The organism is Thioalkalivibrio sulfidiphilus HL-EbGr7, assembly GCF_000021985.1.
GTDB lineage: Bacteria > Pseudomonadota > Gammaproteobacteria > Ectothiorhodospirales > Ectothiorhodospiraceae > Thioalkalivibrio_A > Thioalkalivibrio_A sulfidiphilus.
Genome location: NC_011901.1, coordinates 2,397,429 through 2,412,246, shown reverse-complemented (window position 1 = coordinate 2,412,246; position 14,818 = coordinate 2,397,429). Strand labels below are relative to the sequence as shown.

General features: G+C 66.4%; 14 protein-coding genes. 11 read left to right on the top strand and 3 right to left on the bottom strand.

Annotated elements, in window-relative coordinates:
- Positions 1–69: 69 nt before the first annotated feature.
- The gene (locus TGR7_RS11435) at positions 70–1,212 is read left to right on the top strand and encodes a hypothetical protein (protein WP_012638840.1); all 1,143 of its coding nucleotides are present in this window, start codon (positions 70–72) and stop codon (positions 1,210–1,212) included.
- Between the two features lie 148 nt (positions 1,213–1,360).
- Here TGR7_RS11435 and TGR7_RS11430 read toward each other — a convergent pair whose 3' ends face one another.
- Complete coding sequence (locus TGR7_RS11430; protein WP_012638839.1) at positions 1,361–1,891, bottom strand: zinc ribbon-containing protein; 531 nt, start codon at positions 1,889–1,891, stop codon at positions 1,361–1,363.
- Between the two features lie 279 nt (positions 1,892–2,170).
- Here TGR7_RS11430 and TGR7_RS11425 point away from each other — a divergent pair, with 279 nt between their 5' ends.
- On the top strand, positions 2,171–3,172 hold the full coding sequence (locus TGR7_RS11425) for a hypothetical protein (RefSeq protein ID WP_012638838.1): 1,002 nt from the start codon (positions 2,171–2,173) through the stop codon (positions 3,170–3,172).
- A gap of 85 nt (positions 3,173–3,257) precedes the next feature.
- Here the strand turns inward: TGR7_RS11425 and TGR7_RS11420 are convergent, their stop codons facing one another.
- Entirely contained in the window at positions 3,258–4,610 is a 1,353-nt protein-coding gene (locus TGR7_RS11420) for a sensor domain-containing diguanylate cyclase (RefSeq protein ID WP_012638837.1), read from the bottom strand.
- A 141-nt stretch (positions 4,611–4,751) separates the two neighbouring features.
- Positions 4,752–5,117: a TusE/DsrC/DsvC family sulfur relay protein gene (locus TGR7_RS11415; RefSeq protein WP_041441717.1), complete on the bottom strand. Its 366-nt coding sequence runs from the start codon at positions 5,115–5,117 to the stop codon at positions 4,752–4,754.
- A 226-nt stretch (positions 5,118–5,343) separates the two neighbouring features.
- Between TGR7_RS11415 and leuS the strand changes: the two genes are divergently transcribed.
- The 9 genes from leuS (at position 5,344) to rng (ending at position 14,806) form a co-directional block, all read left to right on the top strand.
- Positions 5,344–7,797: a leucine--tRNA ligase gene (gene leuS / locus TGR7_RS11410; protein WP_012638835.1), complete on the top strand. Its 2,454-nt coding sequence runs from the start codon at positions 5,344–5,346 to the stop codon at positions 7,795–7,797.
- A gap of 85 nt (positions 7,798–7,882) precedes the next feature.
- Entirely contained in the window at positions 7,883–8,341 is a 459-nt protein-coding gene (locus TGR7_RS11405; protein ID WP_245522977.1) for an LPS-assembly lipoprotein LptE, read from the top strand.
- A 180-nt stretch (positions 8,342–8,521) separates the two neighbouring features.
- The gene (gene holA / locus TGR7_RS11400) at positions 8,522–9,556 is read left to right on the top strand and encodes a DNA polymerase III subunit delta (RefSeq protein ID WP_012638833.1); all 1,035 of its coding nucleotides are present in this window, start codon (positions 8,522–8,524) and stop codon (positions 9,554–9,556) included.
- 139 nt (positions 9,557–9,695) lie between these two features.
- Complete coding sequence (locus TGR7_RS11395; RefSeq protein WP_012638832.1) at positions 9,696–10,979, top strand: glutamate-5-semialdehyde dehydrogenase; 1,284 nt, start codon at positions 9,696–9,698, stop codon at positions 10,977–10,979.
- A gap of 96 nt (positions 10,980–11,075) precedes the next feature.
- A complete protein-coding gene (gene nadD / locus TGR7_RS11390) occupies positions 11,076–11,738 on the top strand; it encodes a nicotinate-nucleotide adenylyltransferase (RefSeq protein WP_012638831.1) in 663 nt (220 codons plus the stop codon).
- Between the two features lie 16 nt (positions 11,739–11,754).
- Positions 11,755–12,132, top strand: coding sequence for a ribosome silencing factor (rsfS, locus tag TGR7_RS11385; protein WP_012638830.1), 378 nt, complete (start codon positions 11,755–11,757; stop codon positions 12,130–12,132).
- Positions 12,132–12,602 (top strand): 23S rRNA (pseudouridine(1915)-N(3))-methyltransferase RlmH, encoded by a 471-nt coding sequence (gene rlmH, locus TGR7_RS11380; RefSeq protein WP_012638829.1) that lies wholly within the window; start codon positions 12,132–12,134, stop codon positions 12,600–12,602. The genes rsfS and rlmH overlap by 1 nt, the downstream gene beginning before the upstream one ends.
- A 120-nt stretch (positions 12,603–12,722) precedes the next feature.
- Entirely contained in the window at positions 12,723–13,328 is a 606-nt protein-coding gene (locus tag TGR7_RS11375; protein WP_012638828.1) for a Maf family protein, read from the top strand.
- Positions 13,325–14,806, top strand: coding sequence for a ribonuclease G (gene rng, locus TGR7_RS11370; protein ID WP_012638827.1), 1,482 nt, complete (start codon positions 13,325–13,327; stop codon positions 14,804–14,806). Before TGR7_RS11375 ends, rng begins: the two co-directional genes overlap by 4 nt.
- Positions 14,807–14,818 lie beyond the last annotated feature (12 nt).

The following is a 14,818-nucleotide window of genomic DNA, read 5'->3' as shown; positions in this document are numbered from 1 at the left end:
GGTGAGGGTGGTTTAACTTGCCACTTGCCACTTGAGACTTGCCACTTCATTACAACCACTGGTTGAACCATGAACCTGAGCCCAGAAGACAGCCTGCGTTTAAACGTCCTCCTCAAGCAGGAGCTCCAGGCCCTGCGCATCGACGAGGGCAAGCTGCTGGTGGTGGGGCTCACGCCCCGGGGCGAGGCCAAGGTGCAGCTGCATCCCAACTGCCCGGAGGAGAAATACCTGCGCCAGGTGCGCGAGATGATCTCCAACCAGGTGCTGGGTTCCCCCCACGGCTATCCCCGCTTCATGCACCGCTGGACCCGCACGGGCCACGCCCGCACCGAGAGCCTCACCAAGCTGCTGCGCCTGGGCGAGCCTGAGGCGGTGGCAGCGGTGGTGCATGCCGAAGGCCTCACCGAGGAGATCGCCCGACACGCCTGGTGGGTGGACCAGTCCCCGGATCATGCGCGGGCCATGCTGCGCCGGGCACAGGTGGCGACGAGCGACATGGGCCGGGTGCTGGCGGAGTTCCTGGTGGAGTTCATGCCCTTCGAGGAGGACAGTCAGAAGGTGGCGGAGTCAGTGCGCCTGGTGCTGCAGCCCGGACTGGTGGGCGAGCAGGTGCAGGCCTCCCTCTGGTCCCGGGGCCAGCGCAAGCCCGCGTTTCGGGTGGGTTTCCTGAAGACCCTGCCCGATGCACTGCCCTCGCAGCAGCCGCCCCATCCGCGCCTGGCCGAGCTGGAGCCGCTGCTTACGGCCCTGGCCGAAGGCGGCAATGCCCACGCCCGGTTGCTTATGCGGCTGTTGAGTCCCCAGGGCCAGGCCTGGCTGGAGACGGTGGAAGGGGTGTTGGGTCGCAGTGCGGATCAGGGTGTGGTGATCCAGCTGTTCGAGGCCATCGAGGCCTACTTCGCCCCCATCAAGCCCGCCGAGGCTCGCTACCGGGACATGGCATCCCTGCTGGCGGTCTGCACCGCAGCGGACAGTGGACCGGCCGATGCGCGGCTTTGCGGCGAGCTGGCCGCGCTCAGGTCCGCCCTGCCGGAACAGGATCATCCCTTGCTTGAAAGCCTGCGGGTCCTGGCCTGCGTGGGCGAGCAGCTCATTGCCCCCATCTTCGGCTTGTCGGACTCCGTCGGTATCGCCCTGCGGCAGAGCATCGAGCCGGTGACCGGGCCGCTCATGCCGCATGTGCATCGCCTGCGCGGAAAAGGAACTCGGTGATCGGTAGTTAACGCAGAGGACGCAAAGACGCAGAGGGCGCAAAGAATTGATGTCAAAAATCCTCTGCGATCTCCGCGTCTCTGCGCCCTCTGCGTGAGATAGGGACTTTTGGCTTATCCCGGAGAGGTTCGCGGCGGGGTCGCCGCGCCTACGATGTTTCGCCGCGGGTGCGCCGGAAGGTGGTGGACTTGCACTTGGGGCAGGGCGGGATGTGGCCGCTGCTCTTGAAGTGCAGTTCCTCGCCGCATTCGGTGCACATGAGCACGCCGGGTCCGGTGATCTCGCCGGTGTGGCGTTCGCGCACCGTGGCGCGGGCGGCGATTTCGGCGATTTCCACCCGGGTGCGGTCCGCGATGGAGCCGAGCAGGTCCATGATCCTGGCCTCGATCAGCTGCAGATCCATGCGGAACCACTTGCGGTAGTCGTCGCTCGCCTCGTTGAGGTAGTCCGCCATGTCGTGCAGGTCGCGGCGCACGTAGTCGCCCACCTTCTCCGCTTCCTCCCGGGTGATCTCACCCAGTTCCACCGCCTTCTCCCTGGCCGCCTCCAGGGCATGCTCCAGGGTCGGCGCCACCTTGTGTTCGGCAGTCTCAAGGCTGTGGCGCACCCGCTCCAGCATGCGGTCGTAGGCGTGGGCCAGGCGGTCCTTGACGTTCTCTTCGTGCTTTTGCTCGCTCATGGGAATCCTCCGTGCGGTGGCGCTCGCGGGTGAATCTATTTTTGAAGGCTACCAAGTCCCGGTGTGGATGGCTATCGGATTCCCGCGGCAAATTGAGCTGCATCAGTCATTGATGCCGGGTGGTCGAGGCGCCCACGATCAGGCCGGGTGCTTGGGTCCGTGTTCCGGGACATCGGTCGTGGGCAGACAGGCGTGGTGCGATCGGGCGATGATGTGTCCGGGTCGTGATGGGGGCAGTCCGATTGGGTGATCCTGTGAGCATGCAGGAGGTGGAATGCGATGGGTACGGGGGTATCGGGAGCCTTCCGGGTTAGTGGCGTATACGGTCCCGGTGCTTGCGGCGGGTTCTCGATCAGTGGCTGCCTGCCGGGGCGATGGCTGTGCCTGCTGTGCCTGGTGCTGATGCTGTGCCTCGGCCGGGACGCCCTGGCCGGGCTGTACGCTGATCAGGCCGCCATTCTCGAGGCGATCCGCACCAGCCCGCTCGATGGAGAGCCCGTGCACCTGGTCTCGGTGGAGGAGAGGGGTGCTGTCCATGGCGAGGTCCACGCCATCCTGGACGCCCCCTTCGAGGCGCTTGTCCGCCAGCTCGACAGTGCCGAGGCCTGGTGTGAAATCTTCTTTCTGCACTTCAACATCAAGGCCTGTGTGCTTGAGCGCAAGGAGGCCCATCCAGGTCAGGAGATCCGACTGCATATCGGGCGGAAGCGTTACCAGGACCCGGAGGTGGTGGAACGACTGGGCATGCGCTTCGAGGCCCAGCACTTAAACACGGAGACGTTTCTCGTCCGCTTGCAGGCAGAGCGCGGTCCCCATGGCCTGAGAGATCTCTCCCTGGAGCTTTCCGCGATGCGCCTGGATGCAGAGCGCAGTCTCCTGCGGTTGCGCTATGCATTGCGCTATGGCGCCCTGGGGCGCATGACCCTTGCCCTGTACTTCTCGGTGGGTGGCCGTGACCGCATCGGCTTCACGGTGGAAGGGCTGGACGAGGCGGGCCAGCCCGTCCATGTGAGCGGCATGCGCGGCATGATCGAGCGCAACACCCTGCGCTTTTATTTCGCGCTCAAGGCCTATCTGCGTGAGCCGGGGCCGGCGCGTCTGGAGCAGCGGCTCATCGCGTGGTTCGAGTTGACGGAGCGCTACCCGGAACAGCTTCGGGAGATGCCGCTTGGCAGCTACGTGGCCCAGAAACTGCGCGAGCATCATGATCAGGTGGCGATCCAGGCGCGCATCGATGCGGGCATCGAGGCGGACATCTGGGCGCCCTCCGGTGGCTGGTAGGTCCGTGCTTCCTTGGTAGAGCCTGAATGTCTATCAGGGAAATCGCCGGCCATGTATCGGCCAGGCTTGCGGGAGGGGCATGGGCTCAATCCCGTCCGGGTGAATAGAGCGTCGTCAGATTGCGTCCTTCGGCCTTGGACAGGTACATGGCCTCGTCGGCGCGCCGGGCCAGTTCGCGGGCGTTGTCGGCGTGGCTGGGGTAGAGGGCGATGCCGATGCTGGCGGAGATTTGCAGGCGTCGGCCCTCGATGTCGAAGGGAGTCTCCAGGTGGCAGCGCAGTTTTTCCGCGGCGGTCAGGGCGTCGTCTTCTGTGCGGATGTCATGCAGCAGCACGATGAACTCGTCGCCGCCGATGCGCCCCACCAGGTCGCCGGCGCGTAGTATGGTGTGCATGCGCCCGGCCACCGCCTGCAGCAACTGATCCCCCACGGCGTGACCGTGTCGGTCATTGACCGGCTTGAACCGGTCCAGATCCACGAACATCAGGGCCAGTTTCCGGGACTCGGCGGAGGCCTCGTCGATGGCCGCTTCCAGCCGATCGAAGAACATGGCGCGGTTGGGCAGACCGGTGAGCAGGTCGTGGTGGGCCAGATGGTGTATCTGCGCCTCCTGCTGCTTGCGTTCGGTGATCTCCCGGGCAATGCCCAGGTAGGCGCTGACGCGGCCGGCTTCATCCAGCACGGGAGAGGCATTGGAGGTGTGCCAGCGCCAGCTGCCGTCGGCGTGCCGGATGCGGTATTCCACGCCGCTCTGCTTCTTCCCGGTGGTGAACACGGCGCGCATGAACTCCCGGGTCCTGTCCAGGTCGTTGGGGTGAATCAGCGGCTCGTAGGAATGGCCGATGAAGGGCTCCACCTCGTAGCCCAGGACGTCCTGCCAGTTGGGGGAGATGTAGCTCAGTTCACCCTCGGGTGTGAGGGTGTAGATGATGTCGTTGGCGTTCTCCACCAGGGTGCGGAACTTGGCCTCGCTCAGGCGCAGGTCCTGTTCCAGCAGCTTGCGCTCGGTGATGTCCTGGGCATAGCCGGTCCAGATGACGCCGCCCTCGGGCGGGAAGTGCAGGGTGTCATAGGCCTCGATCCAGAACATCCGGCCATCGGGCCGGATCATGCGCATGTCGGTGCAGGAGGTGCCGTCGATATGGGCGTGCCGGATGCTGTCCTCGATGACGTGCAGGTCGTCGGCATGGATCATGCCCAGCAGCACGTTGGCGTCGGCCAGGGCGTCTTCCACCCGGATGTGGAACATCTCCTCCACCCGCCGGCTCAGGTAGGTGAATCTGAAGCTGCCGTTGGGGGACTGGCGCAGTTCGTAGAGAAAGCCCGGCAGGTTGTGGATGACCGATTCCAGTTCGCGGGCGTCGCGCAGCTTGTGCAGCACCTCCACGGCCGGGTCGGTGGGGGTGGATGGTCTGTTGTGGGGCGTATCAGGCGTCAAGGTGTCTGGCCGGTTTCCTGATGATCGGACCCATGGTAGCCACTGATCCGCATGAAGCAAACCCGCAGAGGGATCAATCCTTGCGGACAGGATCACGCCCCCGCCCGCGGGGCGGGGGCCATGAGTCCTGAGCCAGGCGGATCAGGCGACGCTGCCGAAGCCCGACTGCACGGCACCGGCGGGTGGCTGCAGGCCGGCCAGGCGGCAGCCCTGGGCCACGGGGCCGCCGGGCAGCAGGCCGAACAGGTACTTGCGCCCGCCCTGGCGGTGGAACTTCTCGTCCAGGGCATCGTGCAGCTCGCGCAGGTTGACCCGGCTGTCCGGGTGTCGGGCGTAGTACTCCTGCAGGGCGCGCACCACTTCCCAGTGATCGTCGGTGAGTCTCAGACCATCGGCCTGGGCGACCCGGATGGCCTCGTCCCGACTCCAGCCGGACGGGGCATGGCGGAAGGCAGGGTCATGGCTGGCGGCGCTGGGGTTGAGGATCTCGTTCATGTCGGGGTGCATGGGTACCTCCTGGGAGAACGGATTGGTCGGGATGTCCCGTTCATGAGTGTAGTTCATGCATGCCAGGGCTTCGGGCCAGGGTGGCAAAATGTCGTGTGGGAAAGCCCCTTGTGGCGGGGCTGCGCGGTTGTGGGGGTGTTCTGCGGGCTGGTATCCTGACCTATTGCCCGGGGCAGGGCCTCATGCCTGCCCCAGCCACCCCCTTTGCCCCGAACAAGAACGGTCCATGCAAGAACACTACGAACCCGACGCCCTTGAACGCCAGGCCCAGACCTGGTGGGACGAGCACCAGACCTTCCGCGCCCGGGAGGACGCCCCCGGCGAGCCCTTCTACTGCCTGTCCATGTTCCCGTACCCCTCGGGGCGGCTGCACATGGGGCACGTGCGCAACTACACCATCGGCGACGTGATCTCCCGCTATCAGCGGATGCAGGGGCGCAACGTGCTCCAGCCCATGGGCTGGGACGCCTTCGGCCTGCCGGCGGAGAACGCCGCCATCAAGCACCTGGTGCCGCCGGCCAAGTGGACCTACGAGAACATCGCCTACATGCGCGGGCAGCTGCAGCGCCTGGGTTTTGGCTACGACTGGGACCGGGAGCTGGCCACCTGCCGGCCCGAGTACTACCGCTGGGAGCAGTGGCTGTTCACCCGCCTGGTGAAGAAGGGCCTGGCCTACAAGAAGACCGCCATGGTGAACTGGGACCCGGTGGACCAGACCGTGCTGGCCAACGAGCAGGTGATCGACGGCAAGGGCTGGCGCTCCGGCGCGCCGGTGGAGCGCCGGGAGATCCCCCAGTGGTTCCTGCGTATCACCGATTACGCCGAGGAACTGCTCAAGGGCCTGGACGGCCTGGAGGGCTGGCCGGAGCAGGTGCGCACCATGCAGCGCAACTGGATCGGCCGCTCCGAGGGCGTGGAACTGGAATTCGAGGTACCCGGCGAGGCGCCGCTGACCGTCTACACCACCCGCCCGGATACGCTCATGGGCGTGAGCTACGTGGGCGTGGCCCCGGAACACCCGCTGGCCGCCAGGGCGGCCGAGGGCGATGGGAAACTTGCCGCCTTCATCGAGGCATGCCGCCACACCAAGGTCTCCGAGGCGGACATGGCCACCCTGGAGAAGAAGGGCATGGACACGGGTCTGAAGGCCGTGCATCCCGTCACCGGCGAGCCCGTGCCCGTCTGGGTGGCCAACTTCGTGCTCATGGAATACGGCACCGGCGCGGTCATGGCCGTGCCCGCCCACGATCAGCGGGACTGGGAGTTCGCCCGCCAGTACGGCCTGCCCGTCCGCCAGGTGATCCTCCCGGCGGAGGAGGGCGTGGCCGTGGACCTGGACCAGGCCGCCTTCACCGACAAGGGCGTGCTGATTGAGTCCGCCCAGTTCAACGGCCTCAGCTCCGCCCAGGCCTTCGACGCCATCGCCGATTTCCTGGAGAAGCAGCACAAGGGTCGGCGCCGGGTGAACTACCGCCTGCGCGACTGGGGCGTCTCCCGCCAGCGCTACTGGGGCTGCCCGATCCCCATCATCAACTGCCCAGACTGCGGTCCGGTGCCGGTGCCCGAGGAGCAGCTGCCCGTGGTGCTGCCCGAGGACGTGGCCTTCGACGGCGTGGGTTCACCCATCAAGAGGATGCCCGAGTTCATTGATACCACTTGCCCGGAGTGCGGCGGCAAGGCGGAGCGCGAGACGGACACCTTCGACACCTTCTTCGAGTCCTCCTGGTACTACGCCCGCTACACCTGCAAGGACGCCGACGGCGCCATGCTGGACGAGCGCGCCCGCCACTGGTTGCCGGTGGACCAGTACATCGGCGGCATCGAGCACGCGGTGCTGCACCTGCTCTACGCCCGCTTCTTCCACAAGCTCATGCGCGACGAGGGCCTGGTGGACGGCGACGAGCCCTTCACCCGCCTGCTCACCCAGGGCATGGTGCTCAAGGACGGGGCCAAGATGTCCAAGTCCAAGGGCAACACCGTGGACCCGGAGGCGCTCATCGAGCGCTACGGCGCCGACACCGTGCGCCTGTTCATGATGTTCGCCGCGCCCCCGGAGTTGTCCCTGGAGTGGTCCGACTCCGGTGTGGAGGGGGCCTACCGCTTCCTCAAGCGCCTGTGGAAGCAGGTCCATGACCACGTGCAGGGGGGCGCCGCGCCGGCCCTGGACAAGGCCGCGCTCAACGCCGATCAGCAGGCCCTGCGCCGCAAGCTGCACCAGACGCTGGCCAAGGTGAGCGACGACATCGGCCGGCGCACCACCTTCAACACGGCCATCGCCGCCTGCATGGAGCTGATGAACGAGCTGGGCCGCTTCGAGGACAAAAGCGGGCAGGGCCGGGCGGTGATGCAGGAGGCCCTGGAGACCACCGTGCTGATGCTCTCGCCCATCGTGCCCCACATCGCCCATGCACTGTGGTCCGAACTGGGCCGCGAAGGCGCCGCCGTGGACCAGCCCTGGCCAGTCGTCGACGAATCCGCCCTGGAAAGCGACACCGTGGAACTGGTGGTGCAGGTCAACGGCAAGCTGCGCGCCCAGATCCAGGTGCCCGCCGCCGCCGCGCGTGCCGCCATCGAGGAGGCCGCCCTGGCCGACGAGAATGTGCAAAGGCACATCGAGGGCAAGACGGTGGTGAAGATGGTGGTGGTGCCGGGGCGGTTGGTGAATGTAGTTGTGAAGTGAGAGAAACAAGATGCAAGAGACAAGAGGCAAGTTGAACGGCGGGCACAGGGTGCCCCGCATTTACTTGTCTCTTGCCACTTGTCTCTTGTCTCTGCTCCTTGCTTCCTGCGGCTTTCAACTGCGCGGCGCGGCCGACCTGCCGCCGCAGATGGAGCGTACCTGGCTCACCGGGATCAATGCCCATCACGGTTTCGCCCGGGAACTGTCGGGCTTGCTGCGGGCCGGCGGCGTGACCCTGGTGGACAGCCGCGAGGCGTCCACCGCTGAATTCCGGGTGCAGCGACTCACCACCGGTCGGCGCGTGCTGTCCGTGGGTGGCGATGCCCGGGTGAGCGAATACGAACTCTACATGGTGCTGGAATACGAGGTGCGCGGCCGCGGCAGCGAATGGGCCCTGGAGCCGGTGACGCTCAACATCACCCGCGAATACGTGCACGACCCGCTGCTGGTGCTCAGCCAGGGCGAGCAGGAGCAGGCGCTGCGCGAGGCCATGGAGCGGGACCTGGCCCAGCTGGTGATGTTCCGGCTGCAGTCGGCGCGTTGACTCTTCAAAATGGACAGGATGAACAGGATTTTTCAGGATTGACAGGACTCATGACTAGTTGAAAACCGTGAGACGGTCTGCCTGCATCCGAAGCGAATGTGTAATTCGCGGTTCAGATTCCATAATTTTTCCTGTTCATCATGAAAAAATCCTGTTCATCCTGTCCATTCCCCAAGTCCCATGCGCCTGAAGCCTGAACAACTCGCCCGTCACCTGGAACAGGGCCTCGCCCCGGTGTACCTGTTCGCAGGCGACGAGCCGCTGCAACTCATGGAGGCGGCGGACGCGGTACGTGCCGCGGCGCGTACCCGGGGCTACACGGAACGGGAGGTGTTCACCGCCGACCGGAGTTTTGACTGGAGCGCGCTGACGGCCGCCTCGGACAGCCTGTCCCTGTTCGCCGAGCGGCGCATCCTGGAACTGCGTCTGCCCACGGGCAAGCCGGGCACCCAGGGCGCCAAGGCCCTGGAGGCCTACTGCCTGCGGCTGCCCGAGGACACCCTGCTGCTGGTGCATGCGGGCAAGCTGGAGAAGAGCGCAGCCAACAGCAAGTGGGTCAAGTCCCTGGAACAGGCCGGGGTGATGATCCAGGTCTGGCCCTTGTCGCTGGCCGAGACCGCCGGCTGGATCGCCCGGCGCCTGCGCAGCCGGGGGCTCGTGCCCGACGAGCCGGCGGTGCGCCTGCTAGCGGAGCGGGTGGAGGGCAACCTGCTGGCCGCCGCCCAGGAGGTGGAGAAGCTGGCCCTGCTGCGGGGCGAGGGGTCCCTGGACGCCGACGGGGTGCTGGAGGCGGTCTCCGACGCTGCCCGCTACACCATCTACGACCTGGCCGATGCGGCGCTCGCCGGCGACAGCGCCCGGGCGGTGCACGTGCTCAACGGCCTGCGCGGCGAGGGGGTGGATGCGGTGCTGATCCTCTGGGCCCTGTCCCGGGAGGTGCGCAGCCTCACGGACATCGCCGAGCAGATGGAGGCGGGCACCCCTGCCGCCCAGGCCATGAAGAGCGTCTGGGCCAAGCGGGCGCCCCTGGTGAAGAAGGCGCTCGCCCGGCACCGGGCCCCCGCCTGGCGCGCCCTGCTGGCCCTGTGCGCCCGCACGGACCGGGTGATCAAGGGCCAGGCACCGGGCAGCCCCTGGGATGAGTTGTTACAATTAACAATAGGCTTGGCCGGGCGTCCGTTGTTCGGACGCCCGGCCTCCCGACCGGCCCCCTAGATCTTTATTCTCTGTGACCTCTGTGTTCTCTGTGGCAAGAATGATTAGAAAGGATTTTTTGCCACAGAGAACACAGAGATCACAGAGCTAAGGGACTTTTTGGAGTGGCACGTAGTTTTGATGAATCTGGATGATGGCAATGAACGCAGTGGTTGAAAACATGACGGGCGAGATCGAGCGGCAGATGCAGGAGATGGGTCGGCGCGCGCGCGCGGCCTCCCGCGCCCTCGCCCGAGCGGAGACCGGCGCCAAGAACGCCGCGCTCATGGCCATGGCGAGCGTTATCGAGGCGCGGGCCGAGGCCCTGATGGCCGAGAACCGCAAGGATCTGGAGGCCGGCGAGCAGAACGGCCTGGACGCGGCCCTGCTGGACCGCCTGGCGTTCACCCCCGAGCGCATCGCGGTGATGGCCGAGGGCCTGCGCCAGATCGCCACCCTGCCGGACCCGGTGGGCGCCATCTCTGATCTCAACTACCGCCCCAGCGGTATCCAGGTGGGGCGCATGCGCGTGCCGCTCGGGGTCATCGGCATCATCTACGAGTCCCGCCCCAACGTGACCGTGGACGCGGCGGGTCTGTGCCTCAAATCCGGCAACGCCTGCATCCTGCGCGGCGGCTCTGAGGCCTTCCACTCCAACCGCGCCCTGGCCGAGTGCATCCGCGCCGGCCTGGAACAGGCGGGACTGCCCGTTGACGCGGTGCAGGTAGTGGCCACCACCGACCGCGCCGCCGTGGGCGCGCTGCTGCGCATGAAGGACTTCGTGGACGTGATCGTGCCCCGGGGCGGCAAGGGGCTGATCGCCCGGGTGAGCGAGGAATCCCTGATCCCGGTGATCAAGCACCTGGACGGTGTCTGCCACGTGTACCTGGACGACGGCGCCGATCCCGACAAGGCGCTCAAGGTGTCGGTCAACGCCAAGACCCACCGCTACGGCACCTGCAACACCATGGAGACCCTGCTGGTCTCCCGCGCCGTGGCAGAGCAGATGCTGCCTGCCCTGGGCCAGGCCTTTGAGGAGAAGGGCGTGGAGCTGCGCGGTTGCGCGGCCACCCGGGCCATCCTGCCCGGCATCAAGGAGGCCACCGAGCAGGACTGGTTCGAGGAATACCTGGCCCCGGTGCTGGCGGTGCGCGTGGTGGACGGCCTCGATGCCGCCATCGAGCACATCAACACCTACGGCTCCCACCACACCGACAGCATCATCACCGAGGACTACACCCGGGCGCGCCGCTTCCTGCGCGAGGTGGATTCCAGCTCCGTGATGGTCAACGCCTCCACCCGCTTCGCCGACGGCTTCGAATACGGCCTCGGCGCCGAGATCGGCATCAGCACCGACAAGCTCCATGCACGGGGGCCCGTTGGGCTGGAGGGGCTGACCACGCTCAAGTACGTGGTGCTGGGCGACGGGCATGTACGAAGCTAGAGGCAAGATGCAAGAGACAAGAGGCAAGAACGGCCCGAAGGGCCGTGGTCCCGGTCTTCACTTGCCTCTAGCGACTTGTCTCTTGTCTCTAGCGCCATGCTAGGTATCCTCGGCGGCACCTTCGACCCCATCCACTTCGGGCACCTGCGCCCGGCGCTGGAGGTCATGGAACACCTGCGCCTGGACGAGGTGCGCTTCGTGCCCTGCCGCATCCCGCCGCACCGGCGTACCCCGGTGGCCTCCGTGGAGCATCGCCTGGCCATGGTGGAGCGGGCGGTGCACGGCCAGCCGGGCTTCGTGGTGGACCGGCGTGAGCTGGACCGGGACGGGCCCTCCTACAGCGTGGACACCCTGGAGAGCCTGCGCGCCGAGCTGGGCAATGACACGCCCCTGTGCCTGATGATGGGCATGGATGCCTTCGCGGGACTGCCCTCCTGGCATCGCTGGGAGGAGATCCTCAAGCTCGCGCACATCGTGGTGGCCCACCGGCCTGGCAGCCCTGCCTCCCACGATCTGGGCGACTGGGCCACCGAGGCGGCGACCCGCGATCTCAATGAACTGCGTGCCCGGCCGGCGGGTGCGGTGTGGTTCCAGCCGGTGACCCAGCTGGACATCTCCGCCACCGCCATCCGTGCCATGCTGCGCCGGGGCGAGAGCCCGCGCTACCTCATGCCGAGCAGCGTGCTCGATTACATCCGCGCCCAGGGCCTGTACCTGGACGCCTCACCGACCCAAGGCGCGGCCACCCGCTTCGCTTAGCCCACACGGGGAAGACATGCAGACAGAAGAACTCACCGAACTGGTCATCAAGGCCCTCGAGGATCTCAAGGGCCAGGACATCAAGGCCATCGACGTGCGCGGCAAGACCGCCATCACCGACATGATGGTGATCGCCAGCGGCACCTCGGACCGGCACGTGAAAGCCCTGGCCGACAGCGTGGTCGTCAAGGCCAAGGAAGCCGGGGTGATGCCGCTCGGCACCGAGGGGCAGGGGGACAACGAGTGGGTCCTGGTGGACCTCAACGACGTGGTGGTGCACGTGATGCTGCCCCGGGTGCGTGACTTCTACAACCTGGAGAAGCTCTGGCTCACCGACGCCTCCGCCGCCGAGGAGTCCGAGCCGGTCACCAAGGTCAAGCGCCTGCGCCGCTGATGCGCATTCACCTGATCGCGGTGGGCGAGCGCATGCCCGCCTGGGTCAACGCCGCCTACGCCGAGTACGCCAACCGCCTGCCTGCCGAGTGCAGCCTCAACCTCAAGGAGATCCCGGCGGTCAAGCGGGGCAAGAACGCCGATCTGGCCCGCATCGCCGAGACCGAGGGGGCGCGCATGCTGGAGGCGATCCCCAAGGATTGCCTCGTCGTCGCCCTGGATGAAAAGGGCCGCAGTTTCTCCACCGCCGAACTCTCCCGCCGCCTGGACGACTGGATGCACTCGGGCCGGGATCTCGCCCTGCTGGTGGGTGGCCCCGAGGGCCTGACCGATGCCTGCCGCGCACGCGCCGATCTCGTCTGGTCCCTGTCGCCACTCACCTTCCCCCATCCCCTGGTGCGGGTGATCCTCGCCGAACAGGTCTACCGGGCGTGGAGCCTGTTGCGGGGGCACCCGTATCACCGTGAATAAGTGGGGTTGGAAGCCAGAAGTGTGAATTGGGAAGTGCGAAGTGAAAGGCGGTAAGATCGAGCGGGATTTCGGCCTTTTGTTCCCACTTTCAAATTCACACTTCGTACTTCATCAACCCCTATGCTGATCCTCGCCTCTTCCTCTCCCCGCCGCCGTGAACTGCTCGAGCAGATCGGCGTGGCCTACCGGGTCCAGGCGGTGGACGTGGACGAGACGCCCCTTGCCGGCGAGACGCCCCGGGCCTTCGCCGAGCGCATGGCGCTGGCCAAGGCCCGGGCGGGATGGATGGCCCAGTCGAGCGGATTGTCGGTGCTGGGGGCCGATACCGTGGTGACCCTGGACGGGGTCATACTGGGCAAGCCCGCCGATCGCGACGAGGCCCTGCACATGCTGGGACGTCTGTCCGGGAACACCCACCGGGTGCTGTCTGCGGTGGCCCTGGTGCACGGGGACCGGGAGGCGCTGAAATGTGCCGAGACCCGGGTGCGCTTTCGCACCCTCTCGCCCCGGGAGATCAGCGATTACTGGGCCAGCGGAGAGCCCGCCGACAAGGCCGGCGCCTACGGAATCCAGGGGCTGGGCGCGCTGTTCGTGGAACACATCGAGGGCAGCTACACCGGCGTGGTGGGGCTGCCCCTGTTCGAGACAGGTCAATTACTGGAGGCCTTCGGCGTGACCCATGGTGGTCACGGCGCTGCGGCTTCAAAGGATATGCAAAGCACATGATGGGCACCGAGATACTGATGAACGTCACTCCCCAGGAGACCCGCGTGGCCCTGGTGGAGAACGGCGTGCTGGTGGAACTGAACATGGAGCGCGCGCGCCGCCGCGGGCTGGTGGGCAACATCTACAAGGGTCGGGTGAGCCGGGTGCTGCCGGGCATGGACGCGGCCTTCGTGGACATCGGCCTGGAACGGGCCGCCTTCCTGCACGCCTCGGACGTGGCGCCGGTGGAGCGCGAAGAACTGCCCAACGGCGAGGGTGTCAAGCCCACGGAACCCATCCAGAAACTGCTGCGGGAAGGCCAGGACGTGCTGGTGCAGGTGATCAAGGACCCCATCGGCACCAAGGGCGCGCGCCTGACCACCTACATCACCGTACCCTCCCGTTATCTCGTGCTGATGCCCAACAACCCGACCATCGGCGTCTCCACGCGCATCGAGGATGAGGCCGAACGTGCGCGCCTGAAGGGCTTCATGGAATCGGTGCTGGCGGACAAGAGCGAGGGCCACGGCTTCATCGTGCGCACCGCCGCGGATGCGGCCAGCGAGGAGGCCATGCGCAACGACGTGGACTTCCTGCACAAGCTCTGGCACTCCATCAGCGAGCGGGTCAAGCAGGTGCCGCCCGGTTCCGAGGTCTACACCGACCTGCCGCTCACCCTGCGCATCCTGCGTGACATGGTGGGCGTGGAACTGGAGAAGATCCGCATCGACTCCCGGGAGACGGTGCAGAAGGTGACGGAGTTCGCCGAGAGCTACGTGCCGGAGTTGCTGGGCCGCATCGAACACTACCCGGGCGAGCGGCCCATCTTCGATCTCTACAACGTGGAGGACGAGATCCAGAAGGCCCTGGAGCGCAAGGTGGAGCTCAAGTCCGGCGGTTACCTGATCTTCGACCAGACCGAGGCCATGACCACCATCGACATCAACACCGGCGCCTTCGTCGGCCATCGCAACCTGGAAGAGACCATCTTCAAGACCAACCTGGAGGCGGCCCAGGCCATCGCCCGGCAGCTGCGCCTGAGGAACCTGGGCGGCATCATCATCATCGATTTCATCGACATGACCCAGGACGAACACAAGCGCCAGGTGTTCCGCGCCCTGGAGAAGGCCCTGGAGAAGGATCACGCCAAGAGCCAGTTGTGCGAGGTCTCGCCGCTCGGCCTGGTGGAGATGACCCGCAAGCGCACCCGTGAAAGCCTGGAGCGCATCCTGTGCGAACCCTGCGTCACCTGTTCAGGGCGGGGCTATCTCAAGTCTGCCGAGACCGTGTGCTACGAGATGTTCCGGGAGATCATGCGCGAGGCGCGCCAGTTCGACGCCAAGGAGCTGCTGGTGATGGCCTCCCAGACGGTGGTGGACCTGCTGTTGGATGAGGAATCCGCCAGTGTCGCCCAGCTGCAGGAATTCATCGGCATCCCCATCCGCTTCCAGGTGGAGAGCCTCTACACCCAGGAGCAGTTCGACGTGGTCCTGCTCTAGTCCCCAATACCC

Coding starts and splice junctions, on each gene's coding strand:
- TGR7_RS11435 (WP_012638840.1), top strand. CDS start 70: ATGAACCTGAGCCCAGAAGACAGCCTGCGTTTAAACGTCCTCCTCAAG.
- nadD (WP_012638831.1), top strand. CDS start 11,076: ATGCTAGGTATCCTCGGCGGCACCTTCGACCCCATCCACTTCGGGCAC.
- rng (WP_012638827.1), top strand. CDS start 13,325: ATGATGGGCACCGAGATACTGATGAACGTCACTCCCCAGGAGACCCGC.
- TGR7_RS11375 (WP_012638828.1), top strand. CDS start 12,723: ATGCTGATCCTCGCCTCTTCCTCTCCCCGCCGCCGTGAACTGCTCGAG.
- TGR7_RS11430 (WP_012638839.1), bottom strand. CDS start 1,891: ATGAGCGAGCAAAAGCACGAAGAGAACGTCAAGGACCGCCTGGCCCAC.
- leuS (WP_012638835.1), top strand. CDS start 5,344: ATGCAAGAACACTACGAACCCGACGCCCTTGAACGCCAGGCCCAGACC.
- TGR7_RS11415 (WP_041441717.1), bottom strand. CDS start 5,117: ATGCACCCCGACATGAACGAGATCCTCAACCCCAGCGCCGCCAGCCAT.
- TGR7_RS11395 (WP_012638832.1), top strand. CDS start 9,696: ATGAACGCAGTGGTTGAAAACATGACGGGCGAGATCGAGCGGCAGATG.
- rsfS (WP_012638830.1), top strand. CDS start 11,755: ATGCAGACAGAAGAACTCACCGAACTGGTCATCAAGGCCCTCGAGGAT.
- rlmH (WP_012638829.1), top strand. CDS start 12,132: ATGCGCATTCACCTGATCGCGGTGGGCGAGCGCATGCCCGCCTGGGTC.
- TGR7_RS11425 (WP_012638838.1), top strand. CDS start 2,171: ATGGGTACGGGGGTATCGGGAGCCTTCCGGGTTAGTGGCGTATACGGT.
- holA (WP_012638833.1), top strand. CDS start 8,522: ATGCGCCTGAAGCCTGAACAACTCGCCCGTCACCTGGAACAGGGCCTC.